Source organism: Klebsiella huaxiensis (genome assembly GCF_003261575.2).
Taxonomy (GTDB): domain Bacteria; phylum Pseudomonadota; class Gammaproteobacteria; order Enterobacterales; family Enterobacteriaceae; genus Klebsiella; species Klebsiella huaxiensis.
This window is the reverse complement of sequence record NZ_CP036175.1, coordinates 2691041-2717829: the sequence shown is the minus strand read 5'-3', so window position 1 is coordinate 2717829 and position 26789 is coordinate 2691041. Positions and strand designations below refer to the sequence as shown.

Genomic DNA, 26789 nt, shown 5'->3' with positions numbered 1-26789 from the left:
TTTGAATTCGGGAGTAATAATGTCCTCTGACTCTGTGGAACGTATTGGCGGATGGCTTCTGGCGCCGTTGGCATGGCTACTGGTTGCTCTACTTAGCGCCTCACTGTCGCTACTTCTTTTTACTCATGCCCTGATGTCTTCCCAGACTTATACATTGCTGAGTAATATGAGTCCCGAGCACCTTGCCCTGTGGATTGCGTCCTTAGCGTTCTCAATTGCTATGTGGTACTACACGCTATGGCTGACCATCGCCTTTTTCAAGCGCCGCAAAGGTGTACCAAAACATTACATTATCTGGCTATTGATAACGCTCCTGTTGGCGATAAAAGCCTTTGCCTTTTCTCCGATTTCGGACGTCCTGGCACTGCGCCAGCTTCTGTTCCCTCTTCTTGCGGCTGCGCTGCTGGCGCCTTACTTCAGGCGTTCAGAGCGGGTTAAACGGACCTTTGTGAATCCGTAATAACCACACAGTTAACCTGTTGTCGCGGGTATCGATTTATTCGATAATAGACGGCTTTTTCTATTTCAGGTCGAATAATGGCTGATTATTTACTGCTCTTTGTGGGTACTGTCCTCGTTAACAACTTCGTGCTGGTGAAGTTCCTTGGATTGTGCCCGTTTATGGGGGTTTCCAAAAAACTGGAAGCCGCTATGGGGATGGGGCTCGCCACCACCTTTGTGATGACGCTGGCCTCCATTTGCGCCTGGCTAATTGATACCTGGATCCTCATCCCGCTGAACCTGGTCTACCTGCGCACGCTGGCCTTTATCCTGGTCATCGCCGTTGTCGTGCAATTTACCGAAATGGTGGTACGTAAGACCAGTCCAGCGCTGTATCGCCTGTTAGGTATTTTCTTGCCGCTAATCACCACCAACTGTGCGGTACTCGGCGTGGCGCTGCTGAACATTAACCTTGGGCATAACTTCCTGCAGTCGGCACTATACGGCTTTGCCGCCGCAGTTGGCTTTTCGTTGGTTATGGTCCTTTTCGCCTCCATTCGCGAGCGTCTGGTGGTTGCGGATGTCCCCGCGCCGTTTCGCGGTAACGCCATTGCGTTAGTCACCGCAGGTTTAATGTCGCTGGCATTTATGGGCTTTAGTGGTTTGGTGAAGTTGTAATGAACGCTGTCTGGATAGCCGTTGTCGCCATCAGCCTGCTTGGGCTGATTTTCGGCTTAATTCTGGGCTACGCCTCCCGCCGCTTTGAGGTGGAAGATGACCCGGTAGTTGAAAAAATTGACGCCCTGCTCCCGCAGAGCCAGTGTGGTCAGTGTGGCTACCCCGGCTGTCGTCCCTATGCGGAAGCAGTGGGCACGCAAGGTGAGAAAATCAACTGCTGCGCCCCCGGCGGCGAAGCCGTGATGCTCAAAATTGCCGAGCTGTTGAACGTCGACCCGCAGCCCACTGACGGCGATGTGCAAGAGCTGGAGCCGGTACGGATGCTGGCGGTGATCGATGAAGCAAATTGCATCGGCTGCACGAAATGCATCCAGGCCTGCCCTGTCGATGCCATCGTCGGTGCCACCCGTGCCATGCATACGGTGATGAGCGACCTCTGTACCGGCTGTAATCTTTGCGTCGCGCCATGTCCGACCCAATGTATTGAACTGCGCCCGGTCGCCGCGACGACAGAAACCTGGAAATGGGATCTTCAAACCATTCCGGTACGCATTATTCCTGTGGAACAACATGTTTAAGTTATTTTCCGCTTTTCGAAAAGACAAAGTCTGGGATTTCAACGGCGGTATTCATCCGCCGGAAATGAAAACCCAGTCCAACGGCACCCCGCTGCGTCAGGTCCCACTGCCGCAGCGGTTGGTTATTCCGCTGAAACAGCATATTGGCGCCGAAGGGGAGCTGTGCGTTCAGCCGGGCGATCGCGTCCTGCGCGGCCAGCCGTTGACGCGAGGCTGGGGCAGAATGCTGCCGGTTCACGCGCCAACTTCCGGCACCGTAACGGCCATCGCTCCGCACTCCACCGCTCATCCGTCCGCACTGGCGGAAATGAGCGTTATTATTGATGCCGACGGCGAAGACCGTTGGATTGAGCGCGACGGCTGGAACGACTACCAGAATAAATCACGTGAAGATCTCATTGAGCGCATTCACCAGTTTGGCGTGGCCGGACTGGGCGGTGCCGGTTTCCCGACCGGGACGAAATTGCGCGGCGGCGGCGACAAAATCGACACCTTAATAATTAACGCTGCCGAGTGTGAACCCTATATCACCGCCGACGATCGCCTGATGCAGGATTGCGCAGCACAGATCGTTGACGGCATTCGTATCCTTGCCCATATCCTGCAACCGAGCCAGGTGCTGATCGGCATCGAAGATAATAAACCGCAGGCAATTTCAATGCTGCGCGCAGTACTAGCCGATACCCACGGTATTGCGCTGCGTGTGATCCCAACGAAATATCCGTCTGGCGGCGCTAAGCAACTGACGCAAATCCTGACCGGGAAACAGGTTCCCCACGGCGGGCGTTCGTCCGATATCGGCGTTTTGATGCAAAACGTGGGTACTGCCTATGCGGTGAAACGCGCGGTGATGGATGGCGAGCCGTTGACAGAGCGTGTGGTCACGCTAACCGGTGAAGCAGTTTCGCGTCCGGGTAACGTCTGGGCGCGACTGGGCACCCCGGTCAGCCATCTGCTTAAAGACGCCGGTTTCTGCCCGAGCGCTGAGCCAATGGTGATTATGGGCGGTCCGCTGATGGGCTTCACCCTGCCGTGGCTTGATGTTCCAGTGGTAAAAATCACCAACTGTCTGCTGGCCCCATCGGCAACGGAAATGGGCGAGCCGGAAGAGGAAAAAGGCTGCATTCGCTGTAGCGCCTGCGCCGACGCCTGTCCTGCCGATCTTCTGCCACAGCAGTTGTACTGGTTTAGTAAAGGTCAGCAGCACGACAAAGCAACCGGTCATAACCTCGCAGATTGTATCGAATGCGGTGCCTGCGCCTGGGTTTGCCCAAGCAATATCCCACTGGTGCAGTATTTCCGTCAGGAAAAAGCCGAGATCTACGCGATTGCTCAGGAAGAGAAGCGTGCCGCAGAAGCAAAAGCGCGCTTCGAAGCGCGTCAGACTCGTCTGGAGCGAGATAAGGTCGCGCGTCAGGAACGTCATAAACAAGCTGCGGTACAGCCTGCGGCCAAAGATCAGGACGCCATTAACGCCGCCCTGGCGCGCGTTCGTGAAAAACAACGTGATGCCGCGCAGCCGATTATCGTGCTGGCTGGTGCCAAACCGGATAATAGCGAGGCTATCGCCGCTCGCGAAGCGCGCAAGGCCGAGGCGCGCGCCCGAAAAGCTGAACAGAATAGCGCAGCGGTTGAATCTGCCGTTGAGCAACCAGCCGCCGCCGATCCACGTAAAGCCGCCGTCGAAGCCGCTATCGCCCGAGCTAAAGCTCGCAAAGCTGAACAACAGGCGGTTCCGGCTGAGCCTGTCGTCGCAGAGCAGCCAACAACCACAGCGATTGATCCGCGCAAAGCCGCCGTCGAAGCCGCTATCGCCCGAGCTAAAGCTCGCAAAGCAGAACAGCAAGCAGTTCCGGCTGAGCCTGTCGTCGCAGAGCAGCCAACAGCCGCAGCGGTTGACCCACGCAAAGCCGCGGTTGAAGCCGCTATCGCCCGTGCTAAGGCCCGCAAAGCCGAACAACAAGCAGTTCCCCCGTCGGCAGCCAATGACGATGCCCGTAAAGCGGCCGTCGCTGAAGCAATCGCCCGCGTTCAGGCCCGGAAAGCATCCCGGCAGGCAGTTAACGAGGATTAAATGGTTTTCAGAATCGCAAGTTCCCCTTATACCCACAACCAACGCCAGACCTCGCGGATTATGCTGCTGGTGCTGCTCGCCGCCGTTCCCGGCATTGTGGTTCAGACCTGGTTTTTCGGCTGGGGCACCGTGCTGCAAATTATTCTCGCATCCTTAACGGCGTGGGGAGCGGAAGCCGCCATCCTTAAGCTGCGTAAACAAAATATTCCCGCGATCCTCGCTGATAACTCGGCGTTGCTGACCGGTCTGCTGCTGGCCGTCAGCATTCCGCCATTTGCCCCGTGGTGGATGGTCGTCCTCGGTACCGCTTTCGCGGTGATTATCGCCAAACAACTGTACGGCGGTTTGGGCCATAACCCTTTTAACCCGGCGATGATTGGCTACGTGGTGCTGCTGATCTCCTTCCCGGTGCAGATGACCTCCTGGCTTCCACCGCATGAGATTGCGGCTAACGTCCCTGGATTTAGCGATGCGCTGCGGGTGATTTTTACCGGTCAAACCGCGACTGGCGGCGATATGAACAGCCTGCGCATAGGGATCGACGGTATCAGTCAGGCGACGCCGCTGGACACGTTCAAAACGTCACTGCATGCCGGCCATGGGGTGAACGAGATCCTGCAATACCCTATCTACGGTGGCGCGCTGGCTGGTCTCGGCTGGCAGTGGGTTAACATGGCTTATCTGGCGGGCGGTCTGTTCTTGTTGTGGCAAAAAACCATTCGCTGGCATATCCCGGTCAGTTTCCTGCTAAGCCTGGCCGTTTGCGCCACTTTGGGATGGATATTCTCACCAGAGAGCCTCGCCTCGCCGCAGATCCATCTGCTGTCCGGCGCGACGATGCTCGGCGCATTCTTTATTCTGACCGACCCGGTGACCGCCTCCACCACCAACCGCGGACGCCTGATCTTCGGCGCGCTGGCGGGCCTGCTGGTCTGGCTGATTCGCAGCTTCGGCGGCTATCCGGATGGCGTCGCCTTTGCCGTCCTGCTGGCAAATATTACCGTTCCACTGATCGACTATTACACGCGTCCGCGCGCGTATGGCCACCGCTGAGGACCCGAACATGTTACAAAGCATGCGCAAACACGGCATTACGCTGGCACTCTTTGCTGCGGGCTCCACCGGACTGACGGCGGCAATCAATGAGTTAACCAAAAGTACCATTGAGGACCAGGCTTCCTTGCAGCAAAAAGCCCTATTCGACCAGGTTATGCCAGCCAATCGTTATAACAATGATTTGCTGAAAAACTGTTATCTGGTTACCGCGCCAGAGTTGGGCAAAGGTCAGCATAAAGTGTGGATTGCTGAAAACAACGAGCAGCCGATTGCCGCAGTGATGGAAGCTACCGCGCCGGACGGCTATTCCGGGGCCATTCAGCTACTGGTCGCCGCCGATTTTAAAGGTACCGTGTTGGGTACCCGCGTCACAGAGCACCACGAGACGCCAGGCCTGGGCGATAAAATTGAGCTCAGAATTTCTGACTGGATCACCTTCTTTGCCGGTAAAGTTATTCACGGGCAAAGCGATAGTCACTGGGCCGTGAAAAAAGACGGCGGTGATTTCGATCAGTTTACCGGGGCCACGATTACCCCACGAGCGGTGGTTAACGCCGTTAAGCGTGCGGGTTTATATGCACAAACGCTGCCTGCGCAGATTCCCACATTCACCGCCTGTGGAGACTAGACCATGAGCGAAGTAAAAGACGTTATTGTTCAGGGGTTGTGGAAAAACAACTCCGCACTGGTTCAACTGCTGGGGATGTGTCCCCTGCTGGCCGTGACCTCTACCGCCACCAACGCCCTGGGGCTTGGGCTGGCGACGACCCTGGTGCTCACGCTGACCAACCTGACGATTTCCAGCCTGCGCCGCTGGACGCCTGCGGAGATCCGTATTCCGATTTACGTGATGATCATTGCCTCGGTAGTGAGCGTCGTGCAGATGCTGATCAACGCCTACGCCTTTGGTCTGTATCAGTCACTAGGGATCTTTATCCCGCTTATCGTGACCAACTGTATCGTCGTTGGACGTGCCGAAGCCTTTGCCGCCCGAAAAGGCCCGGCGCTATCGGCGTTGGATGGGTTTTCCATCGGCATGGGGGCAACATGCGCCATGTTTGTCCTCGGCTCGATGCGCGAAATTATCGGTAACGGTACCTTATTTGACGGTGCAGATAGCCTGCTGGGTAGCTGGGCTAAAGTACTGCGCATCGAAGTATTTCATACTGATACACCGTTTCTGCTGGCAATGCTGCCGCCGGGCGCATTTATTGGCCTTGGGATGATGCTGGCGCTAAAATACCTCATCGATGAACGTAGCAAACAGCGCAAAGCAAAAGCGGCAGAAGCCGAAATTATTGCGCCGTCTGATGTGACGGGAAAAGCATAGGATGAATAAAAGTAAACGCCTGGAGATCCTCACCAGGCTCAGGGATAACGACCCGCACCCTACCACGGAGCTGAACTTCAATTCTCCGTTCGAATTATTAATCGCCGTGTTGCTCTCAGCACAGGCCACCGACGTCAGCGTCAACAAAGCGACGGCAAAGCTTTACCCGGTAGCCAACACGCCAGCCGCTATGCTGGAGCTGGGCGTTGACGGCGTTAAGTCGTATATCAAAACAATCGGTTTGTTTAACAGCAAAGCGGAAAACGTCATTAAAACCTGTCGTCTGCTGCTTGAACTGCATAATGGCGAAGTACCGGAAGACCGAGCCGCGCTGGAAGCCCTGCCCGGCGTTGGGCGCAAAACTGCCAACGTAGTGCTTAACACCGCCTTCGGCTGGCCGACAATCGCCGTTGATACGCATATCTTCCGCGTTTGCAATCGGACACAATTTGCCCCCGGTAAAAACGTTGAACAAGTCGAAGAAAAGTTGTTGAAGGTGGTTCCTGCCGAATTCAAAGTAGACTGTCACCACTGGTTTATTCTGCACGGTCGCTATACCTGCATCGCTCGCAAACCGCGCTGCGGTTCTTGCCTGATCGAAGATCTTTGCGAGTTCAAAGAGAAGGTCTATCCTTAACAAAATTCAGGGCCATAACCCAACCTGTGGTTATGACCCTGTTTAATCACTCATCCCCTCGCCATTAACGCCATAGTTTCGCCTATGTACTGGCTGATTATTCGGCGATATAACCACCAGACAGGTTATTCATTTTTTTCAGAGTCAAAATTTCTATATATTTGTGATCCAGATCACCCATCAACACTTTTGTTAATTTACTGTTAATGTATTAATACGTAAATCTGCTGATTCAAATACCCTTACCTTAAATGCCAACACAATACCCCATCATTTTTTAGGATTATGGGCTATATGACTGGATGCAAGCGCAAACAGCAGAACATATTGCCATTATGCGATAAATTTCGGATCTCAACAGATAAAAACTCTTCCATTCGCCAAACGATGAAATTTAACTCTGCATAACATTTGAATAGGCGGTGTATTATAACGCACAGGATATATGTAACAGATTATTGCAAAGCTATTGCCTGAAGGGTCAGGATAGTGAACATTACTTGCCGTTTTCCCTCCAGAATAACTATAAAGGCGGCGGTCTTCTAAGATTGCGCCCCGAACACCCCCCGTTAATATGGGATGTAAAAAAAGAGGTATTTGTGTCTACTGCAAACAATAAACCAACAGAAAGTGTCAGTTTGAACGCTTTCAAACAGCCACGCGCGTTCTATCTCATCTTCTCCATTGAGTTATGGGAGCGTTTTGGTTTCTACGGCCTGCAAGGGATCATGGCCGTTTACCTGGTAAAACAGCTGGGTATGTCAGAAGCGGACTCTATCACTCTGTTCTCCTCCTTTAGCGCCCTGGTATACGGTCTGGTGGCTATCGGCGGCTGGTTGGGCGACAAAGTACTGGGCACTAAACGCGTCATTATGCTCGGTGCCATCGTTCTGGCTATCGGTTACGCTCTCGTCGCCTGGTCCGGGCACGATGCTTCTATCGTTTATATAGGTATGGCGACTATCGCCGTCGGTAACGGCCTGTTTAAAGCCAACCCGTCTTCCCTGCTCTCTACCTGCTATGACAAGAACGACCCGCGTCTGGACGGTGCATTTACCATGTACTATATGTCCGTCAATATCGGTTCCTTCTTCTCTATGCTGGCCACGCCATGGCTGGCGGCAAAATTTGGCTGGAGCGTCGCGTTCGCGCTGAGCTTCGTAGGCCTGGTGATCACTATTATCAACTTTGCCTTCTGTCAGCGTTGGGTGAAACAGTACGGCTCTAAACCTGACTTTGAACCCGTTAACGTGGGTAAACTGCTGGCGACTATCGTCGGTGTGGTGATTCTGGTAGCGATCGCCACCTGGCTGCTGCACAACCAGGGTATCGCTCGTATGGCGCTGGGTGTGGTGGCACTGGTTATCATCTTTATCTTCGCTAAAGAAGCCTTATCGATGCAGGGCGCCGCACGGCGTAAAATGGTCGTGGCATTCATTCTGATGCTGCAGGCGATTATCTTCTTCGTCCTGTATAGCCAGATGCCAACTTCTCTGAACTTCTTTGCGATTCGTAACGTTGAACACTCGCTGCTGGGCATCGCGTTCGAACCTGAACAGTATCAGGCGCTGAACCCATTCTGGATCATTATCGGTAGCCCGATTCTGGCCGCTATTTATAACAAAATGGGCGATACCTTACCGATGCCGATGAAGTTCGCTATTGGTATGGTTCTGTGCTCTGGCGCGTTCCTCGTGCTGCCGCTGGGCGCTAAGTTCGCCAGCGCTGCTGGTATCGTTAACGTCAGCTGGCTGGTTATCAGCTACGGCCTGCAGAGTATTGGTGAACTGATGATTTCCGGTCTCGGTCTGGCCATGGTTGCACAGCTGGTTCCACAGCGTCTGATGGGCTTCATCATGGGCAGTTGGTTCCTGACAACCGCTGGCGCTAACCTCATCGGCGGCTATGTCGCGAATATGATGGCAGTACCAGAAAACGTGACTGACCCGCTGATGTCTCTGGAAGTGTACGGTCGCGTGTTCCTGCATATCGGTGTAGCAACCGGCGTGATCGCCATCCTGATGCTGCTGACAGCACCGAAGCTGAACCGCATGACCCTGGATGACGACAAAACAGCGAAAGCCAGCGATACCGCTACTGCTTAAGCTATCCGGGAAAACCCCAAAATTTAAACCGCTAACGCTCTGTTAGCGGTTTTTTTTTGCCCCTGAGCGGACTAACATACAGAAAACCGTAGCCACGAGGAGTTATCGATGAAACTGTTCTACAAATCCGGCGCTTGTTCTCTTGCTTCGCATATCGCGCTGCGCGAAAGCGGGCTGGATTTCACCTTGCAGGGCGTTGACGTCATGAAAAAACGCCTCGAAAACGGGGATGATTATCTGCAGATCAACCCCAAGGGGCAGGTTCCAGCGCTGCTGCTGGATGATGATGTGCTGCTGACTGAAGGCGTGGCTATCATGCAATATATCGCCGATCGCGTGCCTGACCGCCAGCTACTGGCCCCGGTGGGTTCCATTGCCCGTTATCAGACGCTGGAATGGTTAAACTACGTGGCGACAGAGCTGCATAAAGGCTTCACCCCGCTATTCCGCCCGGATACTCCGGAGGATTTCAAACCCATCGCTCGTGCGCAGCTTGATAAAAAAATGCAGTATGTTGATGAGTGCCTGCAGGATAAAGAGTGGCTTAACGGGCACCGTTTCAGCATCGCCGACGGCTATCTGTTCACCGTGCTTCGCTGGGCGTATGCCGTGAAGCTGGATATGGAAGGTTATAGCAACATTTCGGCCTGGATGAAGCATGTTGCCGCGCGCCCTGCCGTCGCCGCGGCGCTGGAAGCCGAAGGCCTGAAGTAAGGCAAATACTTGCCCGACGCTCGTCGGGCAAGCTCTTCACGCTTAAAGCTGCGTGGCGCTAAAGTAATGCTCCGGCTGAGCGATACGATCCTGCGCCGCCACCACCTGAAGCTCATATTCCTGCATATTTTTTGTCGCCAGCATGATTTCATAGACTGCCGCGGTAACATGCTCCAGCGCATCGCGCAGATTAGCCCCTTGCAGCAGTTTAACCAGCAGCAAACCGCTGGTGACATCGCCTACGCCCACCGGCTGGCGCATGCCAAAATCCACCAACGGACGGCTGATGTGCCAGGCTTCATCTGCAGTGACCAGCAGCATTTCAAAACGGTCCATGCTCAAACCAGCACGCGAGAGATGCTTGACCAGCACCACTTCCGGCCCCTGAACAATCAGCTCGCGCGCCGCAGCAACCGCTTCGCTGACGTTAGCCACTGGATGCCCGCAAAGGATCTCCAGTTCAACCAGGTTTGGCGCGATAATATCGCTCGCCGGTAGTGCATAACGCACGTGAAACTCCGCTACGCCAGGGGCTACGATACACCCCTTTTCAGGATGTCCCATGACCGGGTCGCAAAAATACTTTGCTGCCGGATTGGCGGCTTTAACCTGGCGCACAATACCGAGAATGTGCTCGCCCTGTTCGGCAGACCCCAGATAACCGCTCAGCACAGCATCACAGCGCTGTAGTTGGTTAATATCAGCGATACCCTGAACAATTTCCGTTAGGTGCGCTGGCGGCATCACGCATCCGGTCCATTTTCCGTACTGAGTATGGTTGGAGAATTGGACGGTATTAAGCGGCCAGACGTTAACGCCAAGACGACGCATCGGAAATTCAGCGGCGCTATTGCCCGCATGGCCAAACACAACGTGAGACTGGATGGCGAGGATATTCTTCATCTTGATTACCTGACAGCAAAAAATAAGGGGCGTGGTTTCCCACGCCCCTGCCTTTACGCAATTACTTCCAGCAGACCAGACAGTAATTTTTCTTACCGCGGCGCAGTAATGTGTAGCGACCAAACAAAATATCACTGTCCTGGAAGAAATATTCCGGGTCAGACTGTTTTTCACCGTTGATGGTCACTGCATTAGAGGCGATGGTTTTACGTGCCTGACCACGAGACGGCTGCAGGTCAGAATCCACCAGCGCCTGCATCAGGTCGGCACCTTTTTCCATTTCGATCATCGGCACGCCATCCTGCGCCAGCTGTTCGAAATCAGCTTCGCTCAGGTCACTCAAATTACCGTTGAACAGGCTTTCGGTGATGCGTTTTGCCGCCACCAGACCTTCTTCACCGTGAACCAAACGCGTGACAAGCTCTGCCAGCACATACTGGGCACGAGGCGCTTTACCGCTATTTTTGTCTTCTTCTTCAAGGGCATTGATCTCGGCAATGTCCATAAAGGTAAAGAACTTCAGGAAGCGATAAACGTCTGCATCCGCAGTGTTGATCCAGAACTGGTAGAACTTGTACGGACTGGTTTTCTTCGGATCCAGCCATACTGCGCCGCCTTCGGTTTTACCGAATTTAGTGCCGTCAGCTTTGGTGATCAGCGGAACGGTCAGACCGAATACCTGGTTCTGGTGCAGACGGCGGGTCAGGTCGATACCAGAGGTAATGTTACCCCACTGGTCGGAACCGCCGATCTGCAGCGCCACGCCGTGCAGTTCGTTCAGGCAGGCAAAATCATAACCCTGCAGCAGGTTGTAAGAGAACTCGGTAAAAGAGATACCCTGATCGTCACGGTTCAAACGCTGCTTGACCGCTTCTTTGTTGATCATCTGATTAACAGAGAAGTGCTTGCCGATATCACGCAGGAAAGTCAGCACGTTCATGCCGCCAAACCAGTCGTAGTTATTCGCGGCAATGGCGGAGTTATCGCCACAATCAAAATCGAGGAAAGGCGCGACCTGTTTGCGGATTTTATCGACCCACTCCTGCACGGTGTCTGCGGTGTTCAGTTTACGCTCGGCGGCTTTAAAGCTCGGGTCGCCAATCAGGCCCGTTGCGCCACCAACCAGCGCAACAGGCTTGTGGCCTGCCTGCTGAAAGCGTTTCAGGCATAACAATGGAACAAGATGCCCCAAGTGCAAGCTGTCGGCGGTAGGGTCGAAGCCGCAATAGAGCGCGATCGGGCCTTGCGCCAGTCGCTCTGCTAACGCTTCCTCGTCCGTCACCTGGGCTACCAGCCCCCGCTCTTGCAATTGTTTAATCAAGTTACTGCTTGCCATCAAATTCTCCATCTATAAACGACTGCACCTCTGCCGGTACACGACTTTTCGCCAGACGCGAAAAAAACATCTATGCAAAATTGTTCTAGCTGCATTGCGGCGGCAGCCATATGAAGCCCCGAAGGCTACTGAGATCAGTGGCTGGGGTGGGCTGGCGCAGCTAAATAAGGATGCAGCTTGAAAAATGAAGCGTATAGAATAAAGCGCCATGCCACGTAGCACCAGCGCTTAACACAACATTTTGCGTCCTTTATGGTGCCAGTCGGTCGATTTGCCAGCTACTGTTTTGTCGTTGGTAGAGAAAACGGTCGTGCAGGCGATGTTCTCCGCCCTGCCAGAACTCCATCTGCTCAATGCTGACGCGGAATCCGCCCCAGAAGCTCGGCAACGGCACTTCGCCCTGCTGGAACTTTTGCTTCAGTTCAAGGAATTTGCTCTCGAGGATACCGCGAGCTGAAATGCGGCTAGATTGCTGTGACACCCAGGCACCAATCTGGCTATCGCGTGGCCGGCTGTGGAAATACTTCACCACTTCCAGCGTCGAGAGACGCTCCGCTTTGCCAATAACCATCACCTGGCGCTCCAGCATGTGCCATGGAAAAAGCAGGCTGATACGGGGATTTTTTTCAATCTGGTGCGCTTTGCGGCTGCCAAGGTTGGTGTAGAACACCAGACCTCGTTCATCATAATGCTTTAGCAAAACGATGCGCTGGTAAGGCTGCGAGTTTTCATCAACAGTCGCGACAACCATTGCCGTAGGATCGGCAAGTTTCGCGTCACAAGCCTGACGCAACCAACGTTCAAATAGCGCCAAAGGTTCGGCGGGAAGGTCGTGGCGACGCAGGCCACCACGGGTATACTCACGGCGCAGATGCGCGATTTGCTGCAATTCGTCGTTATCAGACATGGCAATTGAGAAAGTAGTCAAAGGGTGGCGTCATTGTGCGCCCCCAGGACTGAAATCTCAACGTTTGGCGGCCTGTAGCTGGCAGTTTTCCAGCACAACGCTGTCGCGTTTATAGACGGTTGCGCTATCGCCTTTAGACCAGAAAACGTAAACGCCATCGGTATAGCGAGCGCCGGATGCAGATAACCCCTGCGGCAAATTCAGCTGCTGGTTATCGTAAATAAAGCTGACCTGCTGGCGGGTGTTATTCAAATGGACGGTCAACGGCTTCTGGTCACACTGATACTCCAGCGTGTCCGTATTCATCCGCTCGACAAACTGGTTGTAGTAGCTACAGCCCGCGAGCATAAAAGGTACAGCAAGGATAAGAATTTTTTTCATCAGTTCGCCTTCGACTTTCCCGGTCCAGGAGAGCATTACGCCCTCCTTCAACGATATCCAGTTTACAAATAAATACCGGCGGGTGATTTCAGTTAACTCCGATTCTGCGGTGGATTTGCCGGAAAAATAGCGCCCAGCACAGAGGCTTGCGAAGCACCGGTGACAGAAGGCAGGTTTCCCGGTAATCCGGCGAGGGTGCGCCATGCCAGCCACGCGAAAGCTAATGCCTCCATATCATCACCGCTGATCCCCGCCTCATCGGTGGTCGACACTTCAGTTCCCGGCAGCAGCGCCGCCAGACGCGCCATCAACAGCGGGTTACGCGCACCGCCACCGCATACCAACAGACGCTCACAACCGCCGCTGAGCAGCACCTGCTCACTGATGCTCACGGCAGTCAGTTCCGTCAGCGTAGTCTGCACATCCTGAGCACGCAGTCCCGGATACCGCGCTAAATGCTGCGCCAGCCAGCCGTAGTTAAAGTATTCACGTCCGGTACTCTTCGGCGCGGGCAGCGCAAACCACGGATCGCTTAACATGTCCTGCAGCAGCGGCAGCAAAGTTCTACCCTCACTGGCCCATTGCGCGTCTTTATCATAGGGCTTGCCACACTGACGCCAAATCCAGGCATCCATGAGCATATTGCCAGGGCCGGTATCGTAGCCGCGTACCGGCTGCCCAGGCACCAGCAAAGAGAGGTTGGCAATGCCGCCAATGTTGAGAATCATACGCCGCTCTACCGGGTGTGCCAGCAGCGCATGGTGGAATGCCGGAACCAAAGGTGCGCCCTGCCCGCCAAGCGCCATATCGCGGCGGCGAAAATCCCCTACCACCGTCACCCCGGTGTGTGCGGCAATCTGGTTGTTGTCGCCAATTTGCATGGTATGCGGCGCATCACCTGTAGGCTCATGCCACACCGTCTGACCGTGACAGCCAATGGCGATGATTTCCGATGCCTGCAAATTCTCCTGACGCATCAGCGCCAGAACCGCATCGGCAAACAGCCGCCCGAGGCGCGTATCAAGCCGACCCAATTGCGACAGCGTCAACTGCTGTCCCTGACAGATAGCCAGAATCTCTTCTTTAATAGCAATGGGGATGGGATACGTCAGGCAGGCCTGCTGAGCGACCAGGTTTTCATTAATTGCTGCGAGAACAACATCAACACCATCAAGACTGGTCCCGGACATTACGCCGATAAAGCGACCTGATTTCATACGCTTTCCTTCATTCCATGACTCTCGTATATCCACACTCCACCATAAACGGGTGGTCAATGCTATGCTGCTATAATATTTTTTAACAATACAAGCAGTGCGATTGTTCTTAGCGTAAAGAACTTATGTTTAGTTTAGGTTGAGACGACTCTGATTATTATTTTTTGTATAGTCCACGCATCTGCTATGCCAGCAGACGCTTAAATGCCATATAATTGGCTACAAGGAAGTTCAATAGAACGCTTCTTGGTGAACAGGAGATTCATAAATGATTTTACGTGTTTTGGCTGTCTCGATGATTGGTTTTACACTCGCAGGTTGTGTCAGCAGCAGCGGCCTGTCTGGTGACGTTTACTCCGCATCTGAAGCCAAACAGGTCCAAAGCGTGACCTACGGCACCATTGTGCATACCCGTGCAGTCCAGATTCAGGGCGGTGACGAGAACAATGCGATTGGTGCTATTGGTGGTGCAGTTCTCGGCGGCTTCCTTGGTAACACCATCGGTGGCGGTACCGGTCGTTCACTGGCAACGGCAGCAGGCGCAGTCGCCGGTGGCGTAGCGGGTCAGGGTGTACAGGGTGCGATGAACAAAACCCAGGGCGTTGAGCTGGAAATCCGCAAAGATGATGGCAATACCATCATGGTAGTGCAGAAACAAGGCAGCACGCCATTCTCCGTCGGCCAGCGCGTAGCGATTGCCGGCAGCGGTAGCCAGGTTACCGTTTCCCCACGCTAAAACATGCTTATGCGGTCCTCACGGGCCGCATATTTATACAAATAAAGTATTATTTACCTAAATATATAAATAAAGAGAATATATTTAAATTTTTATTCCTGTTCCCCTTCGACTGTTTGCGCCTGCTCAATAATTCAAACATCATTATCAAGTACGCTCAGCCTGTATTTACTACACAATTTACGACAATTGCGTCGTTTTACTTTCGCCCTTTTACTTAGGGATGCTGACTATGCTTGTTGACTTGAAAAAATTATCTCACCGGATATGTCTTTACGTAGCTGTTTGCGGCCTTTCTATTATTACGATTAATTTCCTTGCCGGTTCATTAATTCATCATATATCTACAACATCGTCGATGCTTTTCCCGGTATTGACTATTTCATTGATGAGTTTTCATATTACCGTCGCCTGTTTTATGGCGATGAAATATCTCTGTGACAAAAAAAGGCTGTACCTGGCCCCGATCGCTTTCGCTTTTGCCTGTTCGGCCTTGCTGATGCTGGGTACGATCAGTAGCTATCCTGACTGGCTGATGTGCGGTCAGGGTCGCGTCGTCAATCAAAATGATGCGCTGATTTTTTATTTTTTTCGCAACATCATGATGGCAGTGCTATTTATGACGTCGATTATTTTATATCGTATCCGTCACAGAACGATTAATTCATGGAAAACGCACGCTGCAGTACTCAGCAGCTGTGTCATATTTATCAGTATTATATTAGCATTATCATGGATTCACTCTAGCCACTCGCCGTGGTTAAACATAGAGTTCATTGATAACTTGACCTTCACCTTTACACCGCTTTGGCATAGCCGAATTGGCTGGGTATTAATTATTATATGGTCATTAACGCTGACTTTACTTGTTGGGCAGACTCGACTTCGTAATATATTCTGGTACAGCGGCGCTTTTTTTTGCACTACCTATATATTTACACTGTTCGTTCTGCTCTCCACAGTTCACGATATCAATCACACCTGGAATCAGGCTCGCTTCTTTGAAACGCTAAGCACCCTGTTTCTGATTTTAGTGCTGCTCGGCGATGTTTTTATGCTCTATCGCGAATCAAATAACAAGTATATCCGCTCCTACCAAAACTCCATTCGCGACCCTCTGACTCGGCTGTATAACCGCAGCTATTTTTACGACACTCTTAACGGGTTACTACCGAAGGTCTCTGCTTCGCAGCCGCTATCGGTCATTGTTAGCGATCTCGACCATTTCAAGCGCATCAACGATAACTACGGGCACTTACAGGGGGATAAGGTGATTCAGTTTGCAGCCAGCGTTCTGCAAAACAGCGTACGGCAGCACGACGCAGCCGCACGTATCGGCGGCGAGGAGTTTGCTTTACTCCTGGTGAATACAGGTGTCAAAGAGGCGCTGGCCATTGCTGAACGCATCCGCCTGACCATCAGTGAAGAACGAGCTGAGCTACCGGAAAGAATGACCATCAGTATGGGGGTTTTCACCACGCAGAACACTGACATTTCAGCAGAGGAGTGCGTTCGACGCGCAGATGAAGCGATGTATGAAGCCAAAAATAACGGCCGCAATCGCGTTATCGTTTGGCATGAATAATATGAATAAAAAGGAGGCCTTGAAACTACTCAAGGCCTCACAAGGTCAATCTTTTGCCTGGAGATCGAGGATATTGTGTTCAAGTTTACGAATCAAATTGAGCAACGTTTCCACTTCTTGTGCGGAAACACCTGCCAGAATTTCATCACGCGTTTTGCCGATCACCTCTTCCATTTCGTTGATCAGCGGCTCGGCTTTTTCCGTAAGCTTGATACGTTTTGCCCGCCGATCGTTTGCGCAAGTCTGGCGAGAAATAAGGCCTTTCTCCTCCAGTTGGTCAAGCGTGCGGACCAGCGATGGCTGTTCGATACCAATGGCTTTCGCCAGCTGAATCTGCGACTGTTCAGGCGGCAGCTGATGAATGTTATGCAGAGTGACCCAGTGTGTCTGCGTTAACTCCAGAGGTTTCAGGCGATGGTCGATTAGCGCGCGCCAAACGCGTACCAAACGTGCCAGATCAGAACCAAGTGGCGATTCCAATTTCATCTCCTTATAATTAGCTTGCTAAGTTATTATACTGATTTTAGAATAGTGTGCAGCATTTAAATTATCAAAACAAATGAATTACCTGATTCACTAAAATCAAGACAATGATTTACAATGTGAATAATCGCATAACCTGAACATTTCTCCTGCAACGGCAAGGATTTTTGCTTGTGAAACTGAGTCTCAACACTGCCGGATTGTCGCTCCAGGACCTGGTATTTGGCGCTTCTGTCTACTTTCCCCCTATCTTTAAAGCTGTCCTGTTGGGCTTCTTTATCTGGTTGATGATTCACCGTCAGCTTCGCGACTGGATGTACGCAGGTGAGATTTGGCATCCCCTGCTAATGGACCTGTCCCTGTTTGCGCTCTCTGTCTGTCTGGCGCTGGTTTTACTGACTGCCTGGTAATATTCATTCCATGAAGAAATTAAAATACCTATCCACTTTACTGGTCGTCGCGCTGGCCATCATTGCCGCCTGGCTAGTCTGGAATTACTACACCCAATCCCCCTGGACCCGCGACGGAAAGGTTCGCGCCGAACAGGTGGGAGTCACCCCACAGGTTTCCGGTAGCATCCTGCAGCTAAACGTTCGCGACAACCAATTGGTTAAAGCCGGGGATGTCCTGTTCAAAATTGACGATACGCCCTATAAAATTGCCGTTCTCAACGCCCAGGCACAGTTAGCCAAAGCAAAAGCAGAAGTGGCGAAAGCCAAAGCTGAGCAGAAGAAAGCGGCGAGCGATGCCAACCGTCGGCGTAATTTGTCGCAGAATTTTATCTCGGCGGAAGATCTGGAAAATGCCAATACCGCCCTTAATACCGCAAATACTAACCTTGAGGCCGCAAAAGCGCTGATTGACGTCGTGCAGGCCAGCCTTGATCACGCTCAGTGGCAACTTGCACAAACTGAAATTAAAGCCCCGGTAGATGGCTGGGTGACCAACCTGTCGACTCGCGTTGGCGACTACGCTTCCGTGGGTCATCCGGTTTTTGCTCTCGTTGATAGTCACTCTTTTTACGTGGTCGGCTATTTTGAAGAAACCAAGCTGCGCAATATCCGTCCGGGCGATAGAGCACAAATCATTCTCTACAGCAGCAAACAAAAGTTACAGGGTCACGTAGGTAGTATCGGTCGTGCGATTGTCGATCAAAGCGTTGCAAGCGGAGGCGGTCTGGTTGCGGACATTAAGCCAAATATTCCGTGGGTCCGCCTGGCCCAGCGCGTCCCGGTGCGCATTGAGTTTGACAGCTTACCATCGGATACCACGCTGGTTTCCGGTACCACCTGTACCGTCGCCATTGGCCCACAGTAATGAAGGTGCAGGCCCTGACGTGGCGCTCGCTCCCGTGGATTAAGGCCAGCCGTCCGCAGTGGCGCTATGCTCTGCGTAACGGAATCGCGATGTGCCTGGCGCTCAGCATCGCCTATTGGCTGAATCTCGATGAGCCCTACTGGGCGATGACTTCTGCCGCCGTCGTGAGCTTTCCAACCGTCGGCGGCGTAATCAGTAAAAGCTTCGGGCGCATTGCGGGCAGCCTACTCGGTGCCTGCGCGGCGTTGCTGCTGGCCGGACATACCCTAAACGATCCCTGGCTGTTTCTGTTTAGCATTTCGGCGTGGATAGCGCTCTGTACCTGGGCCTGCGCAATGTATACCAACAACGTTGCCTACGCCTTCCAGCTCGCCGGTTATACCTGCGCCATCATCGCCTTTCCGGTTATCAATATCACTGATGCTAACGAACTGTGGACCATCGCCCAGTCGCGGGTCTGCGAAGTGATCGTGGGTATTCTTTGCGGCGGTCTGATGATGATGATTTTACCGAGTACCTCGGATGGTACGACGCTACTGACCGCCCTGAAGAACATGCATGCCCGGCTGTTAGAGCACGCCAGCATGTTGTGGGTTCCGGAAACCACTGATGCGATCCGCACCGCGCATGAAAGTGTGATTGGGCAAATTCTGACCATGAATCTGCTGCGCATTCAGGCGTTCTGGAGTCACTATCGCTTTCGTCGGCAGAATCCACTGCTCAACTACCTACTACATCAGCAGTTGCGAATGACTAGCGTGATTTCAAGCCTGCGGCGAATGCTACTCAACTGGCCTGCGGCACCCGCCAACACCCGTGAGGTTCTGGAAGCGTTGCTGAATGAGTTGACCCATTCAGGGACCGACAGCTATAGCATCGCGAAGCTCATTGCCCCCCTGGCCCCTCCCGCCGAAGCGGACTATCGACATATCGCCTTCTGGAAGCGTCTGCGCTATTTCTGCCGTCTCTATCTGGAGAGCAGCAGATGGATTAAGCGCATCGAAAACGCCACCGTGGTGACCGAATTTAACGTTCCTTCAGCACCTGCACTGACTCGCCATACCGATCAAGCTGAAGCGCTTTGGAACGGTGTACGTACGTTTTTCGCGCTGGTGATGGTGGGTGCCTGGGGAATTAGCACCCAATGGCAGGCCTGCGCCGCCGCTCTGACCCTGGCAGCCATCTGCTGCGTGCTCTACTCGGTGTCACCTTCGCCGTTTAAGTCATTAACGCTTTTAATGCGCACGCTGGTCCTGCTCTCGCTGTTCAGCTTCGTGGTTAAATTCGGTCTGATGGTGCAGATAACCGATTTATGGCAATTTTTGCTGTTTCTGTTCCCGCTACTGACGACCATGCAACTGCTTAAATTGCAGATGCCCAAATTCGCCGGACTCTGGGGACAACTGATTGTCTTTATGGGTTCATTTATCGCGGTAACCAATCCTCCGGTCTATGATTACGCTTCATTTCTCAACGATAATTTAGGCAAAATCATCGGAGTAGGTCTTGCCTGGCTGGCCTTCGCAATTATCAGTCCGGGTTCAGACGCGCGTAAAAGCCGCCGGCACATTCGGGCGTTACGGCGTCACTTTGTCGACCAATTAAGCCGCCGCCCGCAGCATAGCGAACACGAATTTGAATCGCTGGTTTATCATCACATCAGCCAACTCAGTAACAGTCAGGATGCGCTGGCACGCCGCTGGCTGCTGCGTTGGGGCGTAGTGTTGCTCAACTGCTCCCACGTGGTCTGGCAGCTTCGCGAATGGGAAACACGGTCCGACCCGCTCTCGCAGGTACGCGATTTGTGTATTAGCCTGCTGCGCGATGTAATGAGCGAACGCGGCGTGCAGCAGCGACCGCTCGCCTCAACACTTCAGGAATTGCAGCGCATTTGCGACGCGCTCAATCACCACCACCAGCCCGCGGCAAGAGAGCTGGCGGCGGTTATCTGGCGACTGTGGTGCGCGCTATCGCAGCTTGAACAGGCCCCGATTGCCGGAACGATTACCGAAAGAACGAGCTGATTTGCTTTGACTCATAAACGGTATCTCTGCGAATCAATTCAGAGATACCAGGCTTTTGAATGATTACGGAACGTCGTAGCCTAACGCCGCTTTGCGGATGCGGAACCACTGCTGGCGAGTCATATTGAGCTTCTCAGCCACCAACGCAGAGCGCACGCGCTCAATCTTTCCAGAGCCGATAATCGGCAGCGGCTGCGAAGGTAAGCGCAGGATCCAGGCATATACCACCTGCTCAATGCTTTCGGCATTCAGTTCCTGAGCCACACGGGCCAGTTCATCACGCAGTGGTTGGAAACTTTCTTCGTTAAACAAGCGACCGCCGCCGAGGCAGGACCAGGCCATGGGCCGGATGCGCAGTTGCTGCAGCTGATCTAACGTACCATCAAGCAACAGCGGCTGATGAACCGGAGAAATTTCCACCTGATTGGTCGCCAGGGTAAACGGCAGGCGAGACTGTAGCAGAGTAAACTGAGCTGGCGTGAAGTTAGAGACGCCAAAGTGGCGTACTTTACCGCTGTGATGCAGCGCCAGGAAGGCTTCCGCAACCTCGTCGGCATTCATCAACGGGTCCGGGCGATGAATCAGCAGCAGGTCGAGATGATCGGTAGCCAGATTACGCAGCGATTGTTCCGCGCTCTGCACAATATGGTCGCGGTCGGTAATATAGTGGCCGATGGTGTTTTCTGCCCGCGCCCGGGTGGCGATCCCGCATTTAGTGACGATTTCCATCCGGCTACGCAGATGCGGGGCCAGCTTCAACGCCTCGCCAAACGCCGCCTCACACCGATAATCACCATAAATATCGGCGTGATCAATGGTCGTGATACCCAGATCCAGGTGTTGCTCAACAAAGCCAACCAGCTCTTTAGCGGACATATTCCAGTCCATCAGACGCCAGTAGCCCATCACAAAACGAGAGAATTCCGGCCCCTGCGGAGCCATAGCAATACGCTGAACCATAACAGCTTCCTCAACAAAAAAAGTGTTCTGAGTATACGCAGTTTCGTGCTTAAAACAGTGAGGGTTGCTGCGGTTCTTCCGCACTATCCTGTTTGGTTGCGCGTAAATTGCGCTGCCAGCGTTGCCGGCATAGACGCAATACTTCCTGCTTTTGCACATCGCTCATTTTTTGCCAGTTAAAACGCTCATCACGGCTGCGCAGGCAACCCCGACAGTAGCCGCGTTCATCTGACTGACAAATCCCCCGGCACGGACTTTGTACCGGAAAGAACTCCAGTTGTTCAGCCACTTCGCCTCTCCTGCCATCTTTCTCTTTCTTTATTGAAGACGTTTCACTCATCATTCGCAAATTTTGTTCACCAGCCTCTGCGCCAGGCGGCATTTTTAATAATTGCTTGCATTAGACCAATCGGTCTATTACAGTGAGCCCCATGAACAAGCACAGTGAATGTACTACCCGCGAACATATCCTGGTCACCGGCGAGCAGCTCTGCATGCAGCGGGGCTTCACCGGTATGGGCCTGAGCGAATTATTGAAAACAGCAGAAGTGCCGAAAGGCTCTTTCTACCACTACTTCCGCTCAAAAGAAGCGTATGGCGTGGCCCTGCTTGAATACCATTACGCCGGATATCTTCAGCGCCTGGTCGAGCATTTCGACCACGGCGAGGGGAACTATCGCGATCGTCTGTTGGCCTACTACCAGCATACGCTGACCCAGTTTTGCCAACAGGGTATTATCAGCGGTTGTCTGACGGTGAAGCTGTCGGCAGAGGTGTGCGATCTGTCGGAAGACATGCGTACCGCGATGGATAAAGGTGCCAGCCAGATTATCGTTCTACTGGGTGATGCCCTGGAGAAAGGCCGTCAGGAAGGCAGTCTGATGTTCGCTGGCGATGCGTTGACTCTGTCCCAGGTGCTTTACTCTCTGTGGCTGGGGGCCAATTTGCAGGCCAAGATTACCCGTAGCGCGACGCCGCTGGAAAGCGCACTTGCCCACGCTAAAAATATTATTGCTGCGCCTGCCGTGTAACAGGCGTTTTTATTTAACCAGTTTCAAGACGACCGGTCTACTCAGGAGTCATTATGTCAGAATCTAAATTGTTTACCCCATTGAAAGTCGGTGCGGTCACCGTACCTAACCGCATATTCATGGCTCCGCTCACGCGTCTGCGTAGCATTGAACCGGGCGATATTCCGACCCCTCTGATGGGCGAATACTACCGCCAGCGCGCCAGCTCCGGCTTGATTATTTCCGAAGCTACGCAGATCTCCGCTCAGGCGAAAGGCTATGCTGGCGCCCCTGGCCTGCACAGCCCGGAACAGATTGCGGCGTGGACGAAAATCACCGCTGGTGTGCATGCCGAAAACGGTCGTATTGCCGTTCAGCTGTGGCACACCGGACGCATTTCGCATAACAGCATCCAGCCTGGCGGCCAGGCACCAGTTGCGCCATCAGCGATTAGCGCCGGTACCCGCACTTCGCTGCGCGATGAGCATGGCCACGCGATTCGTGTTGATACCTCTATGCCACGCGCGCTTGAAATCGAAGAGATCCCCGGGATCGTTGATGATTTCCGTCAGGCGGTCGGGAACGCTCGCGATGCCGGTTTTGACCTTGTTGAATTGCACTCGGCCCACGGATATCTGCTGCATCAGTTCCTGTCCCCGTCCTCTAACCATCGTACCGATCAGTACGGCGGCAACGTTGAAAATCGTGCTCGCCTGGTGCTGGAAGTGGTTGATGCAGTGAGCAAAGAGTGGAGCGCCGACCGTATCGGTATTCGCGTCTCGCCAATCGGTAGCTTCCAGAATGTCGACAACGGGCCGGACGAAGAAGCCGATGCGCTGTATCTGATTGAAGAGCTGGCTAAACGCGGTATTGCCTACCTGCATATGTCCGAACCGGACTGGGCAGGCGGCCAACCGTATAGCGATGAATTCCGCCAGAAAGTGCGCGACCGTTTCCCAGGCGCAATTATCGGCGCAGGCGCGTATACGGTAGAAAAAGCCAACGACCTGATCGGCAAAGGCCTGATTGATGCCGTTGCTTTTGGTCGGGACTATATCGCCAACCCAGATCTGGTTGCGCGTTTACAGAAAAAAGTCGCACTGAATGAACAGCGCCCGGAAAGCTTCTACGGCGGTGGCGCGGAAGGCTATACCGATTATCCTACTCTGTAATCCCTCCATTGCATTGATAGCGGCGGGTTATCGCCGCTATACTTAACGCTCTGATGTATCAAAATAAACTGCATAGGGGACATTATGCGCTTACTTCACACCATGCTGCGCGTTGGCGACTTGCAACGTTCGATTGAGTTTTACACCAACGTGCTGGGCATGAAACTGCTGCGTACCAGCGAAAACACTGAGTACAAATACTCACTGGCATTCGTGGGTTACGGCGAAGAAAGCGATACCGCCGTTATCGAGTTGACCTACAACTGGGGCGTTGATAAATACGATCTCGGCAGCGCATACGGCCATATCGCGCTAAGCGTTGATAACGCGGCGCAAGCCTGTGAGCGTATTCGCCAGAACGGCGGCAACGTGACGCGTGAAGCGGGTCCGGTCAAAGGCGGCACCACGGTTATCGCTTTTGTCGAAGATCCGGATGGTTACAAAATTGAACTGATTGAAGAGAAAGATGCCGGCAAAGGCCTCGGCAACTAATCTTCTTCGGGCGTCCATCTGCGGCGCCCGCTGTTTTATCCCCCTTCCTGCTGCAAGCGGTGGCAAAATTTGCCATAATGCGCGCTACTTTTTTCCAGCTAAGAGAATCTGATGTCCGAGAACGCTCAACTTAATGGTCTGTGCGACCGTTTTCGCGGTTTCTATCCTGTGGTAATTGATGTTGAAACCGCGGGATTTAATGCCAAAACCGACGCCCTGCTGGAGATCGCCGCTATTACGTTGAAAATGGATGAGCAAGGCTGGCTAATGCCGGACGAAACGCTGCATTTTCATGTTGAACCTTTCGAGGGTGCCAACCTGCAGCCTGAAGCTCTGGCCTTTAACGGGATTAACCCGAACGATCCTGAGCGCGGTGCGGTGAGCGAATATGACGCTCTGCACGCGATTTTCAAAATGATCCGCAAAGGGATGAAAGAGAGCGATTGTAGCCGTGCCATTATGGTCGCCCATAACGCCACATTCGATCATAGTTTTACCATGGCGGCTGCCGAGCGCGCGAGCCTGAAGCGCAACCCTTTCCACCCGTTCGTAACATTCGATACGGCAGCACTAAGCGGGCTTGCGCTCGGCCAGACGGTGTTGTCGAAGGCCTGCATTGCTGCGGGCATGGCATTTGATGGCACTCAGGCGCACTCGGCGCTTTACGATACCGAACAAACCGCGCAGCTGTTTTGCGAAATCGTCAATCGTTGGAAACGACTTGGCGGCTGGCCGTTACCGGTAGCCGAAGAATAGCAGAGACAAAAAAAGCGACTCCACCAGAAGTCGCTTTTTTATTGGTAGCAAAAATTAATCTGCTTTCGGCTCGTCAGTCTTGTACTTAGCGGCCGTTTCTTTGATCAACGTTTGCAGTTCGCCGCGCTGATACATCTCAATAATGATGTCGCAACCGCCAACCAGTTCGCCATCAACCCACAGTTGCGGGAAAGTCGGCCAGTTTGCGTATTTCGGCAGCTCTGCGCGGATGTCCGGGTTCTGCAGGATGTCGACGTAAGCAAAACGTTCGCCACAGGCAGACAGCGCCTGTACGGCCTGGGCGGAGAAGCCGCAGCTTGGCAGTTTCGGGGACCCTTTCATGTACAGCAGGATTGGGTTTTCAGCGATTTGATGTTGGATTTTTTCTAAAGTCGTGCTCATTGTCTTGCTTCCTTAAACTTCTCTACGGCAGTAATTTGTCATTGTAGCGTCCTGAACGCAGGACCGATAATAACATTTTTGTCACTCTCCACATTTTATCTTCTGTGCCCAGAAGTTGCCTCAAAAATATCATTTTATCGTCTGAAGCAAGAGCGCTTTGCTCATTTTTCATGCGACATGGTTATTGTCTGACGTATTTTTTTGCAATCGTTAACCAAACGACACTTTAGATACAAAAGAATATTAACTCTCAGGGTTTTTATGCTTTAGAATCGATGCGGTTTGTCATTCATCGTCAGGCATCTGTATATGTCTGTAATTTAATCAGGGGATTGCTCAGTGGCGCGTCTTAACAAAATCGCGATTTCGCTCTGTGCATTACTTATTACGTCGATCTCATTTACGCCGCTGGCGCATGCTTCCGGGCATACGCACGCTTCGGCTACGCCAAAAGCGCATCCGGCCAAAGGCACTACCGCAGAGCGTAAGAAAAAAGCAGCCAGTTCCAAAAGTAAGACCACCGCTAAAACCTCCAGCAAGAAAACATCGACCGCCAGCCGCGCAAAAGCCCCTACCCGCACAACCGCCTCAAGCCAAACCGCGCTTAACCGTCAGGTTGCCGGTGCAAGCAAAAAATGCGTATTGCGCAAAGGCTACAAAAAGCAGTGCGCTAGCTCGACAAAATCGGTGGCAGAAAGCAAAGTCGCCAGAGCAAGCGTGCAGAAAAAGTGCGTCGTGCGCAAAGGCTATAAAACTCGCTGTAAACCTGTCACTGATGAGCCTCAGTTGACCATCGCCGATGCGCATAAAGCTCGGGTTCAAAAGGCGCAAAGCACCGCCATGTCGAAGTTAATGGATCAGATTGGCAAACCTTATCGCTGGGGCGGCACTTCGCCGCGAACCGGGTTTGATTGCAGCGGTCTGGTCTATTACGCCTATAAAGATCTGGTGAAGATTCACATCCCGCGTACCGCTAATGAAATGTATCATCTGCGCGATGCCCGCCCGGTCGATCGCGGTGAGCTGCAAAACGGTGATTTAGTCTTCTTCCGCACCCGTGGGCGCGGTACCGCCGATCACGTTGGTGTCTATGTCGGCAACGGTAAATTTATCCAGTCCCCGCGCACCGGTCGCGATATTCAGATAACCTCGCTGAGTGAAGATTACTGGGAACGCCATTACGTTGGCGCGCGCCGCGTCATGACGCCAAAAACCATTCGCTAATTCTGCCTCGTCGCTTCTGCGGCGGGGTAACACTCTCTTTTGCCACATCTTTTAATTTGCTACTATTACCTTGCGTAATACATGGTTATTGCGCGAACTATACCCAAAATAATTCCAGTTGTATCACAAAACGCTCTGCCGTTTTGAACAGCGCTTGCGCTGGCCCCGAAGGGGCGAGGCTTAAGCCGAGTAACGCGGCAACTAAGCGCATCCCCGGGAGCGTACAAATAGTACGTGACCGGGGTAAGTGCAGGCAGCCAACAAAGATGCG

Annotated in this window: 29 protein-coding genes; 20 read left to right on the top strand and 9 right to left on the bottom strand. The window is 53.0% G+C overall.

Translation table 11 applies throughout. The features are described from left to right. Positions 1-19 precede the first annotated feature (19 nt). The 10 genes from DA718_RS13060 (at position 20) to gstA (ending at position 9613) form a co-directional block, all read left to right on the top strand. Entirely contained in the window at positions 20-460 is a 441-nt protein-coding gene (locus DA718_RS13060) for a DUF2569 domain-containing protein (RefSeq protein WP_112214389.1), read from the top strand. A 77-nt stretch (positions 461-537) separates the two neighbouring features. After that, a complete protein-coding gene (gene rsxA, locus DA718_RS13055; RefSeq protein WP_110273996.1) occupies positions 538-1119 on the top strand; it encodes an electron transport complex subunit RsxA in 582 nt (193 codons plus the stop codon). Then, entirely contained in the window at positions 1119-1697 is a 579-nt protein-coding gene (rsxB, locus tag DA718_RS13050; RefSeq protein WP_110273995.1) for an electron transport complex subunit RsxB, read from the top strand. Before rsxA ends, rsxB begins: the two co-directional genes overlap by 1 nt. Beyond that, positions 1690-3771, top strand: coding sequence for an electron transport complex subunit RsxC (rsxC, locus tag DA718_RS13045; RefSeq protein WP_112214390.1), 2082 nt, complete (start codon positions 1690-1692; stop codon positions 3769-3771). Before rsxB ends, rsxC begins: the two co-directional genes overlap by 8 nt. Beyond that, the gene (rsxD, locus tag DA718_RS13040; RefSeq protein ID WP_112214391.1) at positions 3772-4824 is read left to right on the top strand and encodes an electron transport complex subunit RsxD; all 1053 of its coding nucleotides are present in this window, start codon (positions 3772-3774) and stop codon (positions 4822-4824) included. It abuts the gene before it with no gap. A 10-nt stretch (positions 4825-4834) separates the two neighbouring features. Further along, positions 4835-5455, top strand: coding sequence for an electron transport complex subunit RsxG (gene rsxG, locus DA718_RS13035; RefSeq protein WP_112214392.1), 621 nt, complete (start codon positions 4835-4837; stop codon positions 5453-5455). A 3-nt stretch (positions 5456-5458) separates the two neighbouring features. Further along, positions 5459-6157, top strand: a complete 699-nt coding sequence (locus DA718_RS13030; protein WP_110273991.1) for an electron transport complex subunit E — start codon at positions 5459-5461, stop codon at positions 6155-6157. A gap of 1 nt (position 6158) precedes the next feature. Beyond that, positions 6159-6794: an endonuclease III gene (nth, locus tag DA718_RS13025; RefSeq protein ID WP_112214393.1), complete on the top strand. Its 636-nt coding sequence runs from the start codon at positions 6159-6161 to the stop codon at positions 6792-6794. A 599-nt stretch (positions 6795-7393) separates the two neighbouring features. Further along, complete coding sequence (gene dtpA, locus DA718_RS13020) at positions 7394-8899, top strand: dipeptide/tripeptide permease DtpA (RefSeq protein WP_112214394.1); 1506 nt, start codon at positions 7394-7396, stop codon at positions 8897-8899. A gap of 108 nt (positions 8900-9007) precedes the next feature. Then, positions 9008-9613, top strand: a complete 606-nt coding sequence (gene gstA / locus DA718_RS13015) for a glutathione transferase GstA (protein WP_112214395.1) — start codon at positions 9008-9010, stop codon at positions 9611-9613. Between the two features lie 42 nt (positions 9614-9655). On the opposite strand, the gene pdxY is transcribed toward gstA, so the two are convergent. The 5 genes from pdxY to anmK form a co-directional block, all read right to left on the bottom strand. Continuing rightward, positions 9656-10516 carry a pyridoxal kinase PdxY gene (gene pdxY / locus DA718_RS13010; protein WP_112214396.1) on the bottom strand — a complete coding sequence of 287 codons (861 nt, stop codon included), beginning with the start codon at positions 10514-10516 and terminating at the stop codon, positions 9656-9658. A 61-nt stretch (positions 10517-10577) separates the two neighbouring features. Beyond that, a complete protein-coding gene (gene tyrS, locus DA718_RS13005; protein ID WP_112214397.1) occupies positions 10578-11852 on the bottom strand; it encodes a tyrosine--tRNA ligase in 1275 nt (424 codons plus the stop codon). Between the two features lie 250 nt (positions 11853-12102). After that, positions 12103-12759, bottom strand: coding sequence for a pyridoxamine 5'-phosphate oxidase (gene pdxH / locus DA718_RS13000; RefSeq protein ID WP_112214398.1), 657 nt, complete (start codon positions 12757-12759; stop codon positions 12103-12105). A gap of 57 nt (positions 12760-12816) precedes the next feature. Further along, positions 12817-13140, bottom strand: a complete 324-nt coding sequence (mliC, locus tag DA718_RS12995) for a C-type lysozyme inhibitor (protein ID WP_112214429.1) — start codon at positions 13138-13140, stop codon at positions 12817-12819. A gap of 92 nt (positions 13141-13232) precedes the next feature. Next, the gene (gene anmK, locus DA718_RS12990) at positions 13233-14357 is read right to left on the bottom strand and encodes an anhydro-N-acetylmuramic acid kinase (protein ID WP_112214399.1); all 1125 of its coding nucleotides are present in this window, start codon (positions 14355-14357) and stop codon (positions 13233-13235) included. A 268-nt stretch (positions 14358-14625) separates the two neighbouring features. Here anmK and slyB point away from each other — a divergent pair, with 268 nt between their 5' ends. Then, complete coding sequence (gene slyB, locus DA718_RS12985) at positions 14626-15093, top strand: outer membrane lipoprotein SlyB (RefSeq protein WP_112214400.1); 468 nt, start codon at positions 14626-14628, stop codon at positions 15091-15093. Between the two features lie 232 nt (positions 15094-15325). After that, complete coding sequence (locus DA718_RS12980) at positions 15326-16678, top strand: sensor domain-containing diguanylate cyclase (RefSeq protein WP_112214401.1); 1353 nt, start codon at positions 15326-15328, stop codon at positions 16676-16678. Positions 16679-16723: 45 nt separating this feature from the next. Here the strand turns inward: DA718_RS12980 and slyA are convergent, their stop codons facing one another. Next, positions 16724-17164, bottom strand: coding sequence for a transcriptional regulator SlyA (slyA, locus tag DA718_RS12975; RefSeq protein ID WP_110273982.1), 441 nt, complete (start codon positions 17162-17164; stop codon positions 16724-16726). 170 nt (positions 17165-17334) lie between these two features. On the opposite strand from slyA, the gene DA718_RS12970 reads away from it, so the two are divergent. From DA718_RS12970 to DA718_RS12960, 3 genes are read left to right on the top strand one after another with little or no spacing between them, the layout of a single operon-like run. After that, positions 17335-17571 (top strand): DUF1656 domain-containing protein, encoded by a 237-nt coding sequence (locus tag DA718_RS12970; RefSeq protein WP_112214402.1) that lies wholly within the window; start codon positions 17335-17337, stop codon positions 17569-17571. A gap of 10 nt (positions 17572-17581) precedes the next feature. Further along, complete coding sequence (locus tag DA718_RS12965; RefSeq protein WP_112214403.1) at positions 17582-18478, top strand: efflux RND transporter periplasmic adaptor subunit; 897 nt, start codon at positions 17582-17584, stop codon at positions 18476-18478. Next, positions 18478-20502: an FUSC family protein gene (locus tag DA718_RS12960; protein ID WP_112214404.1), complete on the top strand. Its 2025-nt coding sequence runs from the start codon at positions 18478-18480 to the stop codon at positions 20500-20502. The genes DA718_RS12965 and DA718_RS12960 overlap by 1 nt, the downstream gene beginning before the upstream one ends. A gap of 63 nt (positions 20503-20565) precedes the next feature. On the opposite strand, the gene DA718_RS12955 is transcribed toward DA718_RS12960, so the two are convergent. Together DA718_RS12955 and DA718_RS12950 are read right to left on the bottom strand one after the other, a co-directional pair. Continuing rightward, entirely contained in the window at positions 20566-21462 is an 897-nt protein-coding gene (locus DA718_RS12955; protein WP_112214405.1) for an aldo/keto reductase, read from the bottom strand. A gap of 49 nt (positions 21463-21511) precedes the next feature. Continuing rightward, positions 21512-21802, bottom strand: coding sequence for a DUF1289 domain-containing protein (locus tag DA718_RS12950; RefSeq protein ID WP_167492872.1), 291 nt, complete (start codon positions 21800-21802; stop codon positions 21512-21514). A gap of 91 nt (positions 21803-21893) precedes the next feature. On the opposite strand from DA718_RS12950, the gene DA718_RS12945 reads away from it, so the two are divergent. The 4 genes from DA718_RS12945 (at position 21894) to rnt (ending at position 24892) form a co-directional block, all read left to right on the top strand. Further along, on the top strand, positions 21894-22493 hold the full coding sequence (locus DA718_RS12945; RefSeq protein WP_112214407.1) for a TetR/AcrR family transcriptional regulator: 600 nt from the start codon (positions 21894-21896) through the stop codon (positions 22491-22493). Between the two features lie 53 nt (positions 22494-22546). Beyond that, positions 22547-23644, top strand: a complete 1098-nt coding sequence (gene nemA / locus DA718_RS12940) for an alkene reductase (protein ID WP_112214408.1) — start codon at positions 22547-22549, stop codon at positions 23642-23644. Between the two features lie 84 nt (positions 23645-23728). Further along, positions 23729-24136 carry a lactoylglutathione lyase gene (gene gloA / locus DA718_RS12935; RefSeq protein WP_112214409.1) on the top strand — a complete coding sequence of 136 codons (408 nt, stop codon included), beginning with the start codon at positions 23729-23731 and terminating at the stop codon, positions 24134-24136. A 111-nt stretch (positions 24137-24247) separates the two neighbouring features. Beyond that, complete coding sequence (gene rnt / locus DA718_RS12930) at positions 24248-24892, top strand: ribonuclease T (protein ID WP_112214410.1); 645 nt, start codon at positions 24248-24250, stop codon at positions 24890-24892. Between the two features lie 54 nt (positions 24893-24946). On the opposite strand, the gene DA718_RS12925 is transcribed toward rnt, so the two are convergent. After that, positions 24947-25294, bottom strand: coding sequence for a Grx4 family monothiol glutaredoxin (locus tag DA718_RS12925; RefSeq protein WP_112214411.1), 348 nt, complete (start codon positions 25292-25294; stop codon positions 24947-24949). Between the two features lie 339 nt (positions 25295-25633). Between DA718_RS12925 and DA718_RS12920 the strand changes: the two genes are divergently transcribed. Beyond that, on the top strand, positions 25634-26518 hold the full coding sequence (locus DA718_RS12920; RefSeq protein WP_112214412.1) for a C40 family peptidase: 885 nt from the start codon (positions 25634-25636) through the stop codon (positions 26516-26518). Positions 26519-26789: the final 271 nt, after the last annotated feature.